Consider the following 17,736-nt stretch of genomic DNA (forward strand, 5'->3'; position numbering starts at 1 on the left):
CATTGTGCCGGTACATCACACGTGAACCGCCTGCGTGGCCAGCTCGAACAACCGCGCCCCAAGCACTTCAAGGCGGGCATGCCCTTCCAGGTGGTACACCCACTGCTGTGGCAACGCCAGACGGGTCAGTTTGGCTCCCAGCAACGCCCCCGCCACCGCCGCGTTGGTATCCGTCGCGCCGCCCAGTGAGACGACTTGTACCAAACCATCCTCAAAATTCGTGGCCGTTTTCAGCGCCCACAAGCCAACCCCCAGCGCCCCCAGGGCGCTGCCGGAAACATCCAGTTGTGCCGGGTCAGGAGACGACACCACGGCCTGCCGCACCTCCGGCAGCCCGTCACCTGGCAAACAGGCTTCAGGTGTGAAGGGTTTACCCTGGACAAGCTGCACCACAACCTCCCCCAGCACGAGTGCGGACTGCACAGCCAGAGCGTCCCAGTGGGTCAGACGCGCCATGGCAACCATGTCCGCCTGGCGGCGGGCGGCATCCATCACCCGGTACAAAGCCACCGGAAGACAGCGCGTCAGATGCCCGCCATCCGGCGGACTGAACTCAGGATCAAAGGACGCCCCTTCAGAGGCTTCAGCCGGGCTTTCCCCGGCCTGAAAACGGCCCAGAACATGGCGTACCAGCGGCGTCATGTCCTTCGGATGGCTCCGAAACCAACCTTTCAACCGCCGGACAAGATCAGCCTCGTCCAGCGCCCGCTGCGTACAGATACTTTCCAGCGTCAGCAGCAGAAGCTGCCCTTCATCCGCCAGTTCACCGGGCGCTGACCGGACAGATGGCACGGGTTGGAATTCACGGAGCGACTCGAAACGGCCATACTCGCCAATGTCGTTGGCACTGAGACCTTTGAAGGGAAAGCCCAGCGCATCCCCAATCGCGGCCCCCAGCAGGCAGCCCTGAAAGTTTTCCTTCATAACGGATTCACGCGGTCTTCAAATTCAGGCAGTTTTGTCGGCGGCACCAAAGCCGGACGAATTGAGCGCCGCCGGGCCGACACGTAACATGGCATTGGGTTGAACTTCGCTGGCACCTCCGCCTGGCCCTACCGGCGGCTTCAAATCATGTCCACACTGCTGCTTATCGCCGTTGCATGTTATGCGTTTGGCGCCGGTCATGCCATCTTCACGGTGTGGCGGACACCCCATCCACGCTGGTTCTGGATTGCACTGTGGCTGATGGCGGCGGGTTTTGCGACGCACACCTCGTCCATCGTCGTTCGCGGCTGGGAGGTCGCCCGGTGTCCCCTGCTGAGTTATCAGGAAGTCTGTTCCTTTCTGGGATGGTCCATTGCCGCATACTTTCTGGGCGCCTATCTGTGGTATCGCTCGAAATCGTTTGCGGCCTTCGCCATGCCGATGGTCTTTCTCTTTGCCCTGGCGGCCTGGCTTCTGCCCGCGCCAAGTGACACCGCCGCCGTTCTGAAATTTTATGGGCAGACGGCTTCCCTTCTGACCCTCCATGCCGTGCTGTTTGTCTTTGCCTACGCCGCCTTTGCCATTCTGTTCGTTGCCGCCATCCTGTACATCGTGCAGGAACGGCAGCTCAAGCAAAAACAGTTCGGCCCGCTCTGGTCCCGGCTTCCCTCACTGGACACCTGCGATGACGTGAGCGGCAAGGCGCTCCTCATCGGTTTTGTGCTTCTGACCCTGGGCATTCTGACAGGGATTGTCGGCTCACGCCGGCTCAACGGGGTGTACTGGCATGGCGATCCGCTGGAGTTTCTGTCTCTGGCCACTTGGCTAATCTACTTTTGTGTGGTTCATTACCGTCTGACGGCCGGCTGGCGCGGCCGGCGGGCCGCCTGGTTGGGCATCGTCGGCTTCGCCATGGTCATCGTGAGTCTGGTCGGCATCGGCTGGTTCAACGGTTTTCACAGTATCGGTTAGCCCCCTCTGCCGACTTTTTGCCAACCGGACTGGTTTTCCTTGATGCGGCTTGGCAAGTTTACGTCACCCCTGCCCCCGGTTTCCCAGACAGGTGTTCAGCTCATGAACGTGCTTCTCGTCGGCATCAACCACACCACGGCTCCAGTCGGCGTGCGCGAGCGTCTGGCTTTTTCTGAAGCCGGGCTGCCAGTCGCGCTCCAACGGCTGCTGGTCGGCGGCAGTGTCAGTGAAGCTGTCATTGTCTCAACCTGCAACCGGGTCGAAGTCATCGTTGTTCCCAGCCTGCCGACGGCCGAAGCCGTCGAGGCGGTCACGACCTTCCTCTGTGACTATCACGATGTCCCGGCGGGACAGGTCCGCCCCTACCTGTACGTTCACCAATCCAGCGCAGCGGTGCGGCACGTCCTGCGGGTGGCCGCCAGCCTCGACTCGATGATTGTCGGCGAAAGCCAGATTCTGGGACAGATCAAACGGGCTTACGCCTTGGCAGCGGCTGCCAACACCGTGGGTCGCCACCTGCACCGTCTGTTTGAGCGGGCTTTTGCGGTCGCCAAGCGTGTTCGGACGGAAACCGGCATCGGCGCTCATGCCGTTTCACTTGGCTCAGTCTCAGTGGAGTTGGCCCACAAGGTTTTTGACCACCTGACCGACAAGGTGCTGCTGCTCATCGGCGCCGGAGAAATGGCTGAACTGGCCGCCAAGTGCTTCTTTGAGTCCGGTGTGACCTCGCTTTTCGTTGCCAACCGCACGCTGGCCCACGCGCAGCATCTCGCCGATTGTTTCCATGGCGGCGGCCGCGCCCTTGGGCTGGATGAACTCCCGGCGCGGCTCCACGAGGCCGATGTCGTTGTGGCCTCCACCGGGGCCACCACCTATCACATCACTCCGGCCATGGTTCGCGCGGCGCTGGACCGCCGGCGCTACCGGCCGCTGCTGCTTTTCGACCTTTCCGTACCACGGACGATTGCCCCCGACGTGGCCGTCCTCGACAACGCTTTTGTCTTTGACCTCGACGACCTCCAGCGCGTCATTGCCGCCAACCAACGGGAACGCCGCCGGGAAGCCGAACGCGCCGAAGCCATTGTCGAAGCCGAAACCGTTGCCTTCATGACCGAGGCCGACCGGCGCGACATCGGCCCCACTGTGGCCGCGCTCAGGGAACGCCTGACCGACATCTGCGCTGCCGAGTTTGAACGGCACCGGAAACGCCTTGGCCCGCTGACCCCGGAACAGGAAGCCGCCATGCGTCAGTTTCTGCTGGAAGGCATCGTCAACAAGACGCTCCATCCGCTCATCCTGGGGCTGCGGGAAGCCGCCCGGCAGGGTTCCGAACTCGTTGACCTCCGGCGCGCTTTTGCCCTGGATAGCGTCTCCACGAAAACAGATGCCGTTCAGGACAGCGACGCGGTCAGCACCCACGAGGAACCGGCCAACCAACGCCTCTACCGATGACCTCGACTTCCTTCTGGCAGGCCACGGCCGGACGCCCTTCAGCCCCGACCCCAACAGTCAACGACGTTGACTGCCTCATCATCGGCGGCGGGATTGCCGGCGCTTCGGCGGCCTATGCCCTGGCGCAGGCCAGACCGGACTGGAAACTGGCGGTCGTTGACCGACGCCAAATCGCCGGCGGCGCAACCGGCCGCAATGCCGGTTTTCTGCTTGCCGGAACGGCCGACTACTACGCTGTCGCCGTCGCCAGATACGGCCGCGAAACGGCACGCGCGGTCTTTGCCACGACGGTGGCCAGCCATCACCACATTCGGACGTTTCTGGCTCACCGTCCTGACGTGGAGTGTGACTACATCCCCTGCGGCAGCCTGACGCTTGCCGGAACGGCCGAAGAGGCCGAGGTTCTCGCGCACTCGGCCGAACTGCTGCGCGAAGATGGCTTCGATGTGGACTTTGTTCCCCACGACCCACTCCAGCGCGGCTTCTGCGCCGCCATCCGCAACCGGCACGATGCCGGTATCCATCCGGTCAAACTCGTCCACGCCCTGCTTGCTGCCTCTGGCGCGGCCATTGTTGAAAACTGGCCCGTAGCCACGTTGGAGAGCACTCCGGCGGGTGTCGTCGTGCAGGGTGAACGCGGACAACTGCGCGCCGGGCGGGTCCTTCTGACGCCAAATGGTGAAGCGGCCAACCTCCACGCCTACTTTGCCGACAAGGTGTTTCCCAAACGCGGACAGATTTTCGTCACCGCCCCCTATCCCAGCCGACTGCTCTCCGAAGTCGTCTATGCCAACGACGGCTACGAATACTTTCGGCAACTGCCCGACGGACGTTTTCTGTTCGGCGGCGGCCGGCGCGCCTTTGCCGCCACCGAAACGGGGACGGATGAAACGCCGACGGCAGATGTCCAGAACTTTCTGGAACGCTTCAGGGACCGTCACTTTCCCGAACTGATTGACCTGCCCATCACGCACCGCTGGGCAGGGACGATGGGCTTCACGCCGGATGGACTTCCCCTGTTGGGGACGCTGCCCGGTCAACCGGAGATTGCCTTCTCCATTGCCTGCCACGGCCACGGCATGGGCTTCAGTCTGGAGGTCGGTCGGCTGGCGGCTGAACTCGTCATCACCGGCAAGCCGCCGGCGCTGTTCGATGTGGCACGGCTGGAACGAAGTCCGGCCTCACGCCCGGCGGCGCACGTATGAGTTACCCACAGCCCGGCGTCACCGGCAGCCACCGCAGCGGACGCACCTCATCAATCAGCCGGTGTCTGGCGGCCAGCGTCCAGTAGTGCGTCAGCCCTGCCAGATCATCGGCTTCCAGTCCGTAGTGGATGTTTTCTTCGAGATACGTCACCAGGGTTTCAACCGGCAGTCCCAGCCGGGGAGCATAACGCGCCGCCAGCGCCGGCCGGGCGCGCAGGCCAGCATCCCGCGCCGCGACGAAATCCAGCCCGGCCACGGCTTCCCGGGCGCTTTCCCGTACCGCCCAGATGGCAAACACGAAAGGGAGTCCCGTCAGGCGTCGCCATTCGCCCGCCAGATCGAAAACGTGCAGACCGGTTCGGTCAAAGGTCAGCGCCGGGTCGCCAATGATGACCGCAGCATCCGCCTCCGCCAGCATGTGCGGCACGTCCGGCGGTGCGGGATGGAAAGCAACTTCGCGGCGATAAAACTCGGCAAACAGAATCCTGATGAGTGAAACCGACGTGCGCGACGAGGTATCGAGCGCCACGGTTCTGATTTCCGGGAGCGGCTTTTTGGCCGCCATGACGACACTGCGCACCGTGTGTTTTGAGCCGATGGCTACCCCCGGCACAGCCAGCAGACCCGGAATGCGCTGATATTCAATGGCCGGTATCAGGGCGGCGGCGACATCGCCCTGCCGCAGCAGTTCCGCACAACGCGCCGGGGCCGCATCCGTGATGAGACGGCACCGCTGCCGCTGCTCACCGGTCAGAAAGTCCTCCATGAGCACCGCCGAGTTGAGGTAATCCGACGCCGCAATAATCGGCAGCTCCACAGCCACAGCGGTTCACCACTTCCCTTCGCGCTTCAGCTTCTGAATCTTGCGCCGGATGAGTTCGCGGCGCAGCAGACCGGCCTTCTCGATGAAGAGTTCACCCTGAAGATGGTCATACTCGTGGAGCACACAGCGGGCTTCGAGGTCGAGAAAGTCCCCCTCGAACCATTCGCCCTTGACGTTCTGGGCCCGCACAATGACCCGCGCGGCGCGCTCGACATCGAAGTAAATGCCGGGAAAGCTGAGGCAGCCTTCATCCCCCACCTGAGTGCCTTCGGTCTGGAGGATTTCCGGGTTGATGAAGACAAACTGCCGGTTTTTTTCCTTGCTGCAGTCCATGACGAACAGACGCCTGGAGACGCCCACCTGGGGCGCAGCCAGCCCGACTCCCGGCGCGTCATACATCGTCTCAAACATATCGGCGACGAGCTGTTCCAACGCCGCATCGAATTCGGTCACGGGTGAGGCCTTTTCCGTCAGCACCTTGGCGCCATACTTGACGATTTCACGTTTCATGCCCTTCATCCATCTCCGTTGATGGTCACTTGCCGGAGGTAGCATAGCACCGGAAAGGCCGGGCGTCTCAGCCGGTTTGCCGTGCCGGTTTCAGCGTAAACCTTGCATCCGGCAAAACGACAAGCTCCCGGCCGGCCGGGCATGGTAGTGTCCGCTGCCTTATGGCTACGGCGACTTCCCTTTCCGCACCGGCTTCCACGGCCCACACCGGCAGTTTTGCCAACCCCAGGGCGCTCAGCCTTGCCTGTCTGGCGCACTTCGTCAACGACGCTTATTCGAGCTTTATTTTTCCGCTGCTGCCCCTGATGACGGCGCAGTTGCACCTGTCGGCCGCTCAGGCCTTCTGGCTCATTCCGGTCTATGCGCTGTTCTCGAACTTTCTTCAGCCGGTCTATGGCATGCTCTCTGACCGCTGGTCGCGGCGGAGTTTTGCGCTGGCCGGCCCCCTGCTGGCGGCGCTGTTTTTGTCGGCCATCGGCTATGCGGGCAGTTACGGCTGGCTCATGGTCGTCCTGATTATGGGCGGCATGGGTGTGGGAATGTTCCACCCGCAGGGTGCAGCCATGGCGGCGGTCGCCAGCGGCCAGCGCCGCCGACTCGGCATGGCACTCTTTTCAGCCGCCGGTACGCTGGGGGTGGCGTTTGGGCCGCTCGTCGTGACCCAGACCATCACCCACTTCAGCCTGGGGAGCACGTTGTATCTGGCGCTGGCCGGTATCGCAGCCATGGTCGGGCTGTTCTTCTGGCTGCCGCCCCTGCCGGCCCCCAAGCGGCTGGCGGCTGAAACGACGACGACAGAAACCGGCCCGGGTCTGGTTCAGGCGCTCCAGCTTGCTAGTGTGCCGCTTCTGGCGCTGTATGCCATTACGGTCGTGCGCGCTGCCACGCAAATGCTGATCAACGCCTACTACCCCTTCATCCTGCAGGCGCAGGGGGCCTCGCTGACCCACATTGGCAACGCCCTTACCGTCTTTCTCCTGGCTGGCGGTATCGGCGGGCTGGCCGGCGGCTTTCTGGCCGAACGGTTCGGCGGACGCATCGTGACCGTGCTTTCCGGCCTCACCTCCGGCCCTCTGCTCGCCGCGGCCTTTCTCGTCCCGCCCCACTGGACACTTCCGTGGCTGGTCTGTGGCGGCTTTGCCCTTGGGGCCACGATTCCCGTCAACGTCGCCATGGCGCAGGAACTCGTCCCGCAGCGGACGGCCACCGTGTCGGCGCTGATGATGGGTTTTGCGTGGGGCGTCGGTTCGCTGGCCCCACGCGCCTTCGAGCCGCTGACACCGTTTATCGGCGGCTATCACGGGGCCATTATCGGATTGGCGCTCGGCACGACGCTCAGCACCATCCTTGTCCTCTGGCTGCCACGGGAGGCCCGGCGCCCGCTGCTGCGTCTCTCATGGCGCCTGCCGCACCGGTTTACTCCGACACAGCCGGATTCATCACTCGCCCCATAAACAGCGCCGCACCGCTGCGGTTGTCCCGGATGACGAACAGAAACGGATGGTCCGCCCGAAACACCACCGGGCGCGGCGGTTCGGCACCGATGGACGTTATCCGCATGCCGACGCCCGTGGCGGCGGCAGCTTCCGTACCTTCCTCGTTGACCTCGACGAACGCCTTGTGGGCAATGGCGTCAATGAAAAGTTTGGCCTGCCGGGTCATCGCCGAGAAATCAGCGCCTTCCGTAAACGCCAGGGTCATTCCCAGCGCCTTCATGTCATCTGTCAGGTGTTCCAGCCGCAGCGTCAGTTTGAAGCGCGGCACACTGACCTGCACCTCGCGCGCAATGGCTTTTTCGACGACTTCCTGAAGCTGGGCGGCGGTGAGTCCCTTTTCCAGCGCCGGCAGGCCATCCGTGGCATTCGGCAGCAGGATGACCATGGAGAGTTCGTTGCCGCGATAGGGCAACGTCAACGCCTGGAACGTGCCGCCGTCAAAATGGGCGTAGCGCCCGGTGCGGTTCATCATCGCCACCGTGACCGTCCCTCCGCGTGCCAGGCGGAACTGGTCCCGTTCGTTTGTGGCATCGCGGTCAAAGGCCTCAGCCCAGTTGCCCTTGAAGTAAATGGCATTGGTCAGCACCAGCCGCGTCATGGGCGTGATGAAGCCCGGCGGAAGCAGGTCGGGAATCCGGCGGTTGGTCTTTGTGGAAACCCAGTCGTTGATTCGGCTGCGCGTACCTTCCGGGTTGCCCCGAAAATCAACTTCCTCCAGCCCGGCCCCATAGTGCTGCCGGGTGGCCGAAAGGAAATCCGGCTCGAAACCCAACCCGCGCTGTCCCCACAGCGCATTGGCTACAGCCAGCGTGTAGGGCGCGTTGGGCGTATTGATGAGCCGGTCCTGGGCGGCAAAAGCGGCGTGGGGAATGCCATCGGGAAACTGAAGTGCAACCTGCATTTCCGCCAGTGTTGCGCCCCGCGCACCGAGCGCCGTCATCGCCAGGGCGGAACTGATGCTGTAGGGCGAAAAAAACAGATTGCCGTCCGTTTGACGGCTGAGCCGTTGGTGCAGGGTCACAGCAAAGCGGTTGACCCCGGCAGCGGCATCGCGGGGGGCAGTAGCGGTGTTCATACGTGGCTCCTTGGAAACAGGGGAAGTCGTGGCCGGTGTCCCGGACGCCGGGCGCGAAGCCGGGCGGCGTTTGCGCTTCTGGGCTGAAGCATCATGGCTTGCCAGCAGCCACAGCGCCACCAGACACAGGCTGAAGATACGGATGGGCATCGTCATTGAGAAAGTTCCTCCGAAGTCAGTGGGCGTCAGCCGTCAGTGAGGTCGGCGCATGGACGCCTTCACACCGCATCCGGTTCCCCAAGCGACTTGTCCGGCGGCGGCGCGGCTGAAAGCGTCGTCAGCGGCGAGAGTCCCATCAGCACCAGCCAGCCGGCCGCCACCAGAAACGCCGATGCACCCGTGGCCAGAACCGTCACCGTCGGGGTCCAGCCCCACACATCGAGCGCCCGTCCCATCAGCCACAGGAAACCCGCCATGGCAAACGTCAGCGCGCCAAACTCGAAGGCAAACACACGCCCGCGCAGTTCGTCCGGGACGAGCCGTTGCAGCAGCGTCGTGCTGACCACCCAGAGCAGACTGCCACAGATGGTGATGAGGACCGTTGCCACGACAACCATCCACAAATGGACAGACCCGGCCCAGAACCCAAAGAACACGCCCCGCAGCACAAAGAGCCAGAAAATGCTCCACGCAATGTTGAGGCGCTGGCGCAGAAACCAGCCGGCGGTCAGCGCGCCGACCAGCGCCCCAAGACCGTGCGCGCCGTTGAGTATCCCCACGGACAACGCTCCATCGCGGCCCACCGGAAACACCGTCTGCCCATACACCACGGCCAGCAGCCACACCCCACTTCCCGCAACGGAAATCCCGGTTTTGACGAGCGCCACGGCCAGCGTCACCGGATGCGCCAGCAGGTACTTGATAGCCACCCAGAAACCCGTATCGGGCGGCGCATCCAGGGACACCGGCTTCAGCGGCGCATCCCGCAAACCAAGCAGGATGACAAACGAAACCAGGAAGGAAGCGGCATCCACGATGAACGCCACCGTCAGACCAAACGCATTGGCCACGACACCGCCCAGAAAACCACCCAGCCCAAGCGTCAACGACCAGGTCAGACTCGTCAACTGGTTGGCCGTGATGAGTTCCTCCGGCTGCGCCACCGACGGGATCAGCGCCTGCCGCGCCGGCTCGAAAAAGGCTGCCAGGGAAAACTGAAGCGCCGACAGGACGTATATCAGCCAGAGCCGTTCGGGGCGGTCAACAAGCAGAAAACCAAGAACAATGACGGCGCGCAGCAGGTCGGCGGCCATCATGACATACCGCCGGTTGAACCGGTCGGCCACCATGCCGGCCACCGGACTCCAGAGCGGGAACGGAAGCAGCTCAATGGCAATGATGAGCGCTGCCATTTCCGCACCGCCGCCATACTGCCGCGCAAGCTGCATGAGCGCCGCGTAGTTGAGCCAGTCACCCAGCTCACTGACAAGCTGCGCTGCCCAAACCCGCCGGAAGCGCGGATTCTGCCGCAAAAGCCCGATGTAGCCGATGGTCGTCATGCCTGGGATGCTTCCTAAGCCCTTTGTGCGCCGGATGCAAGCTGACCTGCCCGCGCACAACAACCGGATTGCCCCCAGGACGATTGCCTGCCAGTGCTATGGCTCCGCCCGCGCGGTCATTCGTAGCGCAGGGCTTCCACCGGATCGAGCCGCATGGCACGCCAGGACGGATACAGCGCGCCAACCGCCCCACTCAGCACCGCCACCGCTGCCACAATGACAAACCACACCGGCTCGAACTCGATGGTACGAAAAGCCGTGAAGCTCACAATCCACCAGCGGCCCAGATAGGCCAGTCCAATTCCCAGCAACACTCCGGCGCTGCTCAGAAGCAGGGCTTCCTGCTCAATGGCCAGCAGAATGAAGGCGTCCGTAGCGCCCAGGGACTTGAGAATGCCGATCTCACGGGTGCGCTCGACCACCGAGGTGTACATCGTCAGCGACACAATGAGCAGGCTGATCATCAGCGCCAGCCCGATGACGACCCGGAGAAAGGTATCCAGCGCCGGGAGTCCGCGGGCATACAGCCCTGGCAGGTCGCGGACAAAGACGAGCTGATCGGTTGGGAACGCCTCCCGCAGGCGTTTGGCGACGGCTTCCTGCTGGCTGGCTTCCGCACACTGGACAAACACCATCGAACAGCGTCCCGGCGCGGCAAGCATCGTCTGGAGGGTTTCCAGCGGCGCTTTGAGGCGGGCCCCGCTTGGCGGGTCATAGATGCCCACGACCGTAAACACATGTCTGGAGAGCGTCACCTGCGCCCCGAGCTGGAAGTCACGGCTGCGCGCCTGCTCCCGGTCAATCACCAACTCATCAGGTCCCTGCGGCGCACGTCCGGCCACAATCTGAATGCCGCTCATGGCCGCGTAGTCCGCCCATGGCACGCCTTCGAGCAGCCGGAACCCGATGCCGCTGTCCGACGGCAACGCATACTGAATGACCGGTACGGCCGCCCGTACGCCGGGGATGGATGCAATACGCGGCAGCCGCTCCAGCGGATAGGCCGGCTGATTTGACACCACGCCCCCGCCAAACGAACCGGACGGCCGCAGCATGATGTGCGCTCCAACCCGTGCTTCGCGCTCGGCGCGTTCGGCAATGACGCCATGCGCCAGCCCGGTCGTCAGCAGTACCAGCACCGCGCCGACGGCGACGCCGAAAGCCGTGGCCAGCGAGCGTGCCGGACGATGACAAAGATTGGCCCACGCAAGTGATGGCATGTGTTGCAAACGTTTCTCCTTCGTTGGCGTGCCGTTCCGGCCCGCTTACAACCGTGGTCACGGGCAACGGCGCGTGGCCGAAAAGCCAGTCCTTTGCCGCCAGACTGCCTTGCAGGAGGATACCGAATCGGTCACATTCCAGACATCGCAAACCATGTGAGCTGGTTTCACTGCCCCGCACCGGCCACATTTTCAGCCTTTGTATCCGAATAGCTCCATGAACCGCGACCGATTCCTGACACAGCTTGCCATCGTCCTGCTTTCCCTGGGAACGGCCCTGTGGATGAAACCACTTGGCTCCACCCTCTGGTCAGCCGTTCTTGGAGCCGGGCTGGGCAGCGCGGTTGTCACCCTTGAACACTACCTGCGGTCACGTCCCATCACGACCCTGATTGGCGGCACACTCGGACTGTTTACCGGACTGGCGGCCGCCGTCCTCGTCGGCCTCGTTCTCAGCCTTCAGCCGGGCATCCCGGACGCCCCCAAGACCTACCTGGTTCTGACCGCCCTGCTGGCACTGGGTTATCTGGGTATGGTTCGCGGCAGCGCCAGTGATCGCTGGTGGGAGCTGTTTGGCACTGCTGCCAAAAGCCCCGGCAGCGCCGACAACCGCCCACTCAATCTCGTCCTCGATACGAGTGTCATCATTGATGGACGCATTGCCGACATCGCCGAAACCGGCTTTCTGAGCGAGCGCCTCATCATTCCGCAGTTCGTCCTGCGCGAGTTGCAGCACGTGGCTGACAGCCCGGAAGCCACCAAGCGCAACCGTGGACGGCGGGGACTCGACATCCTGCAACGCCTCCAGAAAAACAAAAAGCTCGACACCATCATCACCGACATGGACTTCCCCAACATTCGGGAAGTTGACCTCAAGCTCATCGAGTTGGCCAAGCAGCTTGGGGCCAAAATCGTCACCAACGATTTCAACCTCAACAAGGTGGCGCAGTTGCGCGGCGTTCTGGTACTCAACATCAATGAACTCGCCAACGCCCTGCGCCCGGTTGTCCTGCCCGGCGAAACCATGCAGGTGTTCATCCTGAAAGAAGGCAAGGAATACAACCAGGGCGTGGCTTACCTTGACGACGGGACGATGGTCGTCGTGGACAATGCGCGCCGGCAGATTGGCCGGGCCGTGGACATCAGCGTAACGAGCGTGCTGCAAACCACAGCCGGCAAGATGATTTTTGGCAAACTCATCGAGGAAACGACGCCACGCCTGGCCTCTGACCGCCCGCCCGGAGAGCGCCCTGAACGTCCACGGCCGCTCAGCGCCCCAACCTCGACACCGCCGGCCGATACGCCCGCGGCCGGTACGCCCGTGACGCCAACGCCGCCGGAGATGCCGGAAGTCAAGCTTTCTCAGCCGTGACCAGATAGCCGGTCAGCAACGAGGACGTAAAAGTAAACTCGAAGTCTTCCGGCACGACGCGCGTCCAGAGCAGTCGCCAGAATGCCCGGTTCAGGCGCGGGCGCAAACCGCGAAACCGTATGCGGTGCAGTCCGGCCGCCTGGCAATACCGGGCCATCTCGCGTGGCGTGATGAACAGGTGCAGCACGTGCATGTTGGGCGGCACATTCGGCACGAACCACTCCACGCCCTTGATGACCACCAGCCAGCTCAGCCAGTTCCGGTTGAAGGTCGAAGCAAAAAACAGCCCGCCCGGCCGCAGCACCCGTGCCGCTTCCCGAATGACTCCGGCCGGGTCTTCCACGTGTTCGAGAAAATCCATGGCGCACACGGCCGAAAACGAAACCTCCGGGTAAGGCAACCGCATGGCATTGCCGACCTCGTAGTGCACGCTGTGTGTCGTGTCGTGGCTTTGCGCGATGCTCAGGCTCTCCGCCGACTGATCCAGACCGGTGACGGCAAAACCGGCCCGGGCCAGTTCGTTCGACAGAAAGCCGCCGCCACAGCCGATGTCCAGCACGGCCGCGCCAGCGCCGCACCGGGCGGCAATTTCCGTGGCAATCCACGGGTTGCGCAGGCGTCCTTCGGCGCGCAGCAGCGCCACGGGATCATCCTGGGCCGTGTACCACCGTTCGCCCAGTTCGTCATAGAGTGCGTTGTTGACCGGCGTCATTCCGGCAGACATGCCTTCCGCCCTTTCCAGAGATTCCAGTACAGCAGTTGGTAACACCCGAAAGCGGTCACGATGACAAACGTTCCAACCAGAACGTCACGCCATGCGCCAGCCCCCTGCGGCATATCCATCCAGATGAGTGCCGCCGCCGCCAGCGTCACCGGATGAAGCAGGAACAGCAGGGCGTGTAACCAGTGCTCGCCGGCAGAGCAGGCCCGGGCGTGAACGAACTCGTCCTTGGTCACAAACAGCATGGAAAACACCGCGCAGCCGGCATACCACGCCAGAGCCGTTGGCGAATAAGGCACCCACAGCACGATGGCGTAGCAGACCAGAACGGTCAGCGTATCAAGCGGATGCCCCAGCCGTTCCCACCGGCCCAGCCCACGTCGCCGGTGAAACCAGAACTCATCCCAGAGCATGGCGCCACCCTGTACGAGAAACGGTGCCATCAACCACCCGTGGGCCATCGTCAACGCATCACCTCCCTGGCTTCCTTGCATCAGCGCCGGCTTCCGTCGGCCGCTGCGGGTCTGAACAGAGACGTTTGACCAGCAGGTTGCCACACAGCGTCAGACCGGGACCGAAGGCCAGACTGACCACCGGCGTCCCATCGGCAACCGTGTCATCGGCCAGCATCTCCGCCCAGACGTAGGGCAGCGTGGCCGACGACATATTCCCGTATGCCCGCAGCACGCGCCGGCTGGCATCCACCTGGGCGTCTTCGAGTTCGAGCGCCGCCTGAACCTGCTCGATGATTTTCGGCCCGCCGGGATGAATGGCAAACCGGGCCCGGCGCGCATCGGCTTCGGTGTAGCCCGCCTTCGCCGCCAGTTGTGCCACAAAACCGGACAGCGCCTGCGCCAGACGCTGCGGCACATCCCGCGCCAGCGTCATGTGAAACCCCCAGTCGGCGCATCGCCAGGTCATGGCTTCGGATGAATCCGGCAGCAGTTCTTCCCGCATCGCCACCAGCTCGAAGTGTGGACGCTCCGGTGCCCGGTTTTCGACCACATAGCGCGCGAAACCGTCGGCAAACAGACTCTGGATGACAAGCTGCTCCGGGTCGTGGAGCGCCGGGTTGAGGTGCAGCGTACACAGCTCCGTGTGCACGACATCCGCCCGCCCCGCTGCACCGTCGGCAAGCAGAAACCCGACCGCCTGCCGAATCGCCGGAAAGGCCGCATAGCAGCCCATGTGGTAGGCATGGGTCACAACGGTCGTCAGCCAGCCTTTGGACGCCACGAGACGCTGGGCGGCGCTGGGTGCGACGTAGCCCGTACATGTGACGTGAATGAGATGCTCCGGCGCAACGGCTTCATCGGCATAGAGACTGGCGAACACTTGGGAGGTGACTTCGGCAAAACAGTCCATCCGTGCCGCCAGGCCCCGTCCTTCGGGATGGTCGGTCAGGTTGAAAATCCGCATCCGCGCCCAGTCCTGGTGGGTGAAATCTTCGAGCGCGTGGAATCGCCGGGCAATGCGTTCCGGGTCGCAACCAAAACGGTCGAATGCGCGGCGCAGACGGGCGGCGGCCAGCGCCTGTTCGCTCCCGGTCTGGGCAGCGGCATGCGCATGGGCAAGCCAGTCATGAATGGCGGACTGCGGCGTGACATACGCCGGCAGCAGGCACTGAAACGTGTGCAGAACGATTGGCATTGAGTTATTCCCATCGGCTTTTTGCAGCCGGAATTCCACCGTGCAAGGCCGGCGGACAGCCACGGCCCGCTGCCGATGAGGGCGTTACCAGCCCGTAAGAACGGAAGTACATCGGGCGGCGACACGTCACGACCGGGTATCGGGCGTGGGCGCTTCGCTGCCGGTGGTTGTGGAGGGGGCTTCATCTTCGGATTCGTCATCCCCGGCAACCCGCTCGCGGACGCGCTTGGCCAGCTCCCGGACGCCCCCCTGCTTGCGCACGATCAGCGCCGCTGCGGCCCTGGCCGCTTCCTCGGCGGCCTTTTCGGCCGTTTCCAGATCGCCCGCTTCCATAACGACGCGCATCAGCTCGTCTGACTGCTCCAGCATCTGGCGCAGGTCGGTGGTGTTTTTCTCAAGGGCAAGTTTTTTGGCATCAACTGGATTGACCGGCATTGTCGTCCCTCTCCAAAATCATCAGCGTTATGTGTGCCCGGACACGCTCAGGCGGGGAAGCACGGCGATGATAGCGCATCCCGTCACAGGATTCAGCCCGATATGCGGGAAGCTGCCGCGTGAAATGCCCGCCGCACATCCTGCAAGCTGGCCTGGTAAGGAAAGGTACGGTTGGTCAGCAGGATATAGACCCGCTCGGTCTGGGGGTCGCACCAGAGACTTGTGCCGGTAAAGCCAAGGTGGCCAAAGGCGGTCGGCGACAACCCGACGCCGGTTGCGTTCGGTGAACCGGCCAACATCCACCCAAACGAGCGGGCTTCGGCTTTCCCCGGCGTCAGGTTGGTCGAAAACCACTGGCAGGTTTCCGGGCGCAGCAGAGGGCTGCCCGGCAGAAACACCCGCGCCAGCTTCCACACTTCCCCGGCCGTCGCAAACAGCCCGGCATGGCCGGCTACGCCGCCGAGAAAATACGCATTGCCATCGTGGACTTCACCCTGAAGGCGCTGCGTACGCCAGCCGGCATATCCCCGCAGCCGCGCCTGCACCAGAGGATGGTTCTCTGCGGCGATGAGCTGTTCCACCATACGGCGTTCATGGGCGTTGCCGTCTTCGGTCGGGGCCGTTCGTTCGCGCCATTCCGGCGGCGGACAGAACCGGGTGGCCGTCAGGCCCAAGGGCTGCGCCACGTGTGTCCCGAACAGAATGGCGAGCGGCTGTCCGGCCAGGTGTTCAAGCAGACGGCCCAGCACGATGTAGCCCAAGTCGCTATACACAACATTTTCGCCAGGTTTAGCCATCGGCGGTGTCTGCGCCATGACCGGCAGGACTTCATCCGGCGTCGCACACATGGCATAGAGCGGCCGCCAGGCCGGGAAACCGCCGGTGTGCGTCACGGTCTGTGCAACCGTGACGCGCCCATAGGGACTGTCGTGCAATGCTGGCAGCCACTTGCCCAGGTGGTCGTCGGGCGTGCACCGCCCCTGCTCGATAAAGAGCGCCAGCAGCAGCGCCGTGACCAGGGGTTTCGTCAGTGAAGCCAGGTCATACAGCGTATCGAAGCCGGCCGGGCCGACTGCGCCATGCGCCACCATGGTTTCACGGCAGGCGACGAGCCAGACGGCGCTCTGGATTTCCCCGGCATCCAGGGCGGCTTCGAGCTGTTCCCGCAACACATCGCCCATTACTTCTTGTTGATGAGCTGGGTATGCAGCCCCGGACGCTGCGCGCGCTGAAGCCTGCGATACTCAGCCACGGCCACCTGATGCTCGGCTTCGTTGCGCGAGAAGCGATGTCGTCCGCCGGGGCCCAGCACGAAGTACAGATACTCCGTCTGCGCCGGCTGAAGGGCGGCCCGCAGCGATTTTTCACCCGGCGAGGCAATCGGCCCCGGCGGCAGCCCCGGAGAAAGGTAGGTGTTGTAGGGCGACAGCAGGCGGCGGTGCGCCGGGTTGTTGACGTTGTCATCCCACGTGCCGTTGAGTTTGGCGGCGTAGATAAATGTTGGGTCACATTCCAGCCGCATGCCCTTGCGCAGCCGGTTGTGGAAGACACTCGCCACCAGCGGGCGTTCGGCATCGTCGGCGGCTTCCTTTTCAATCATGGAAGCCAAAGTCACCACCTGCCGCAGCGTCAGACGGCGGGCTTCCGCCTGCTGGCGCAGTTCCGGCGTCCATGCCCGGCGGAAACGGGCAACGGCCTCAGCCAGGATTTCAGCGTTCGTTGCCCGCTTTGGAACGATATAGGTATCCGGGAAAATGTACCCTTCGAGACTGGTGGCCTGCAGGTCAAGGTCGGCAATCAGGCGCACATCCAGCAGCGCCGGATCGAGTTTCCCGTTGGCCGGACGGTTTGGCAGCAGGTCGTTGACCTCGTGGATGGTCAACCCGGGCCGAAACATGATGCGGCGCGTGGCAACCGCGCCCCGGCGGATTTTTTCCAGCGCGGCCAGCGGAGCAATCGGCGATTCAAACTCGTAGTCTCCGGCCTGCAAACGGCGTCCGGCTGGGTTGAGCATCAGATAGACCAGTGCCGGGTAGCGGTTCGGGATGATGCCGCGCTCGTAGAGCAGTTCCACGACCTCGCGCGCGCCCATCCCCGGCTCGATGGTGATGAGTTCGTCGGCAGCCCGGTGACTGAACGGTACGTGCAGGCTCCGGTAGGACAGAAATCCCATCCCGACCACAGCCAGAAGGGCTACTGTGACGACCGCAAACCAGGCCAGTCGGCGGCGTAGATGTGCCATGACATATCCTGCTGGGGCAGATGATCAGACGCCCGCCACCATGCGAAGAATTACAGGTGAAACGGCGCGTTATGGCGCAGCATGACACGAAACACAGCGGAGAACAACCCGCCGCATCATTCCGCGCCGCGACTGGAAAA

At 63.5% G+C, this 17,736-nt stretch carries 17 protein-coding genes; 5 read left to right on the forward strand and 12 right to left on the reverse strand.

Annotation, left to right across the window (positions count from 1 at the left end; genetic code table 11):
* Positions 1–15: 15 nt before the first annotated feature.
* Positions 16–924, reverse strand: a complete 909-nt coding sequence (locus J8C05_RS07375; protein ID WP_211421597.1) for an ADP-ribosylglycohydrolase family protein — start codon at positions 922–924, stop codon at positions 16–18.
* 147 nt (positions 925–1,071) lie between these two features.
* Between J8C05_RS07375 and J8C05_RS07380 the strand changes: the two genes are divergently transcribed.
* The 3 genes from J8C05_RS07380 (at position 1,072) to J8C05_RS07390 (ending at position 4,553) form a co-directional block, all read left to right on the forward strand.
* Positions 1,072–1,896: a cytochrome C assembly family protein gene (locus tag J8C05_RS07380; RefSeq protein WP_211421598.1), complete on the forward strand. Its 825-nt coding sequence runs from the start codon at positions 1,072–1,074 to the stop codon at positions 1,894–1,896.
* 102 nt (positions 1,897–1,998) lie between these two features.
* Positions 1,999–3,348: a glutamyl-tRNA reductase gene (gene hemA / locus J8C05_RS07385; RefSeq protein ID WP_211421599.1), complete on the forward strand. Its 1,350-nt coding sequence runs from the start codon at positions 1,999–2,001 to the stop codon at positions 3,346–3,348.
* The gene (locus tag J8C05_RS07390; protein WP_211421600.1) at positions 3,345–4,553 is read left to right on the forward strand and encodes an NAD(P)/FAD-dependent oxidoreductase; all 1,209 of its coding nucleotides are present in this window, start codon (positions 3,345–3,347) and stop codon (positions 4,551–4,553) included. The genes hemA and J8C05_RS07390 overlap by 4 nt, the downstream gene beginning before the upstream one ends.
* A 1-nt stretch (position 4,554) precedes the next feature.
* Here the strand turns inward: J8C05_RS07390 and J8C05_RS07395 are convergent, their stop codons facing one another.
* Positions 4,555–5,376 carry a menaquinone biosynthetic enzyme MqnA/MqnD family protein gene (locus tag J8C05_RS07395; protein ID WP_211421601.1) on the reverse strand — a complete coding sequence of 274 codons (822 nt, stop codon included), beginning with the start codon at positions 5,374–5,376 and terminating at the stop codon, positions 4,555–4,557.
* Positions 5,377–5,382: 6 nt separating this feature from the next.
* Complete coding sequence (def, locus tag J8C05_RS07400; protein ID WP_211421602.1) at positions 5,383–5,886, reverse strand: peptide deformylase; 504 nt, start codon at positions 5,884–5,886, stop codon at positions 5,383–5,385.
* Positions 5,887–6,047: 161 nt separating this feature from the next.
* Between def and J8C05_RS07405 the strand changes: the two genes are divergently transcribed.
* The gene (locus J8C05_RS07405; protein ID WP_211421603.1) at positions 6,048–7,340 is read left to right on the forward strand and encodes an MFS transporter; all 1,293 of its coding nucleotides are present in this window, start codon (positions 6,048–6,050) and stop codon (positions 7,338–7,340) included.
* Here the strand turns inward: J8C05_RS07405 and J8C05_RS07410 are convergent.
* The 3 genes from J8C05_RS07410 to J8C05_RS07420 all read right to left on the reverse strand — a co-directional run bounded on the left by J8C05_RS07410 (position 7,303) and on the right by J8C05_RS07420 (position 11,176).
* Positions 7,303–8,613: a serpin family protein gene (locus tag J8C05_RS07410; protein ID WP_211421604.1), complete on the reverse strand. Its 1,311-nt coding sequence runs from the start codon at positions 8,611–8,613 to the stop codon at positions 7,303–7,305. The genes J8C05_RS07405 and J8C05_RS07410 overlap by 38 nt on opposite strands.
* A 62-nt stretch (positions 8,614–8,675) precedes the next feature.
* The gene (locus tag J8C05_RS07415; RefSeq protein WP_211421605.1) at positions 8,676–9,956 is read right to left on the reverse strand and encodes an MFS transporter; all 1,281 of its coding nucleotides are present in this window, start codon (positions 9,954–9,956) and stop codon (positions 8,676–8,678) included.
* A 116-nt stretch (positions 9,957–10,072) separates the two neighbouring features.
* Positions 10,073–11,176 (reverse strand): ABC transporter permease, encoded by a 1,104-nt coding sequence (locus J8C05_RS07420; protein ID WP_211421606.1) that lies wholly within the window; start codon positions 11,174–11,176, stop codon positions 10,073–10,075.
* 217 nt (positions 11,177–11,393) lie between these two features.
* On the opposite strand from J8C05_RS07420, the gene J8C05_RS07425 reads away from it, so the two are divergent.
* Positions 11,394–12,548, forward strand: coding sequence for a PIN/TRAM domain-containing protein (locus J8C05_RS07425; protein ID WP_211421607.1), 1,155 nt, complete (start codon positions 11,394–11,396; stop codon positions 12,546–12,548).
* On the opposite strand, the gene ubiG is transcribed toward J8C05_RS07425, so the two are convergent.
* The 6 genes from ubiG to mltG form a co-directional block, all read right to left on the reverse strand.
* Positions 12,529–13,272: a bifunctional 2-polyprenyl-6-hydroxyphenol methylase/3-demethylubiquinol 3-O-methyltransferase UbiG gene (gene ubiG / locus J8C05_RS07430; RefSeq protein WP_246840676.1), complete on the reverse strand. Its 744-nt coding sequence runs from the start codon at positions 13,270–13,272 to the stop codon at positions 12,529–12,531. The two genes, J8C05_RS07425 and ubiG, sit on opposite strands and share 20 nt — an antisense overlap.
* Positions 13,257–13,712 (reverse strand): hypothetical protein, encoded by a 456-nt coding sequence (locus tag J8C05_RS07435; RefSeq protein WP_211421608.1) that lies wholly within the window; start codon positions 13,710–13,712, stop codon positions 13,257–13,259. Before J8C05_RS07435 ends, ubiG begins: the two co-directional genes overlap by 16 nt.
* Before the next feature lie 28 nt (positions 13,713–13,740).
* Positions 13,741–14,919 carry a 3-oxoacyl-[acyl-carrier-protein] synthase III C-terminal domain-containing protein gene (locus tag J8C05_RS07440; RefSeq protein WP_211421609.1) on the reverse strand — a complete coding sequence of 393 codons (1,179 nt, stop codon included), beginning with the start codon at positions 14,917–14,919 and terminating at the stop codon, positions 13,741–13,743.
* Between the two features lie 126 nt (positions 14,920–15,045).
* Positions 15,046–15,354 carry a hypothetical protein gene (locus J8C05_RS07445; RefSeq protein ID WP_211421610.1) on the reverse strand — a complete coding sequence of 103 codons (309 nt, stop codon included), beginning with the start codon at positions 15,352–15,354 and terminating at the stop codon, positions 15,046–15,048.
* A gap of 92 nt (positions 15,355–15,446) precedes the next feature.
* Positions 15,447–16,535 carry a serine hydrolase domain-containing protein gene (locus J8C05_RS07450; RefSeq protein ID WP_211421611.1) on the reverse strand — a complete coding sequence of 363 codons (1,089 nt, stop codon included), beginning with the start codon at positions 16,533–16,535 and terminating at the stop codon, positions 15,447–15,449.
* A complete protein-coding gene (gene mltG, locus J8C05_RS07455) occupies positions 16,535–17,596 on the reverse strand; it encodes an endolytic transglycosylase MltG (protein ID WP_211421612.1) in 1,062 nt (353 codons plus the stop codon). The genes J8C05_RS07450 and mltG overlap by 1 nt, the downstream gene beginning before the upstream one ends.
* Positions 17,597–17,736 lie beyond the last annotated feature (140 nt).

The organism is Chloracidobacterium sp. N (genome assembly GCF_018304765.1).
In the GTDB taxonomy this organism is placed as follows: Bacteria; Acidobacteriota; Blastocatellia; order Chloracidobacteriales; family Chloracidobacteriaceae; genus Chloracidobacterium; species Chloracidobacterium aggregatum.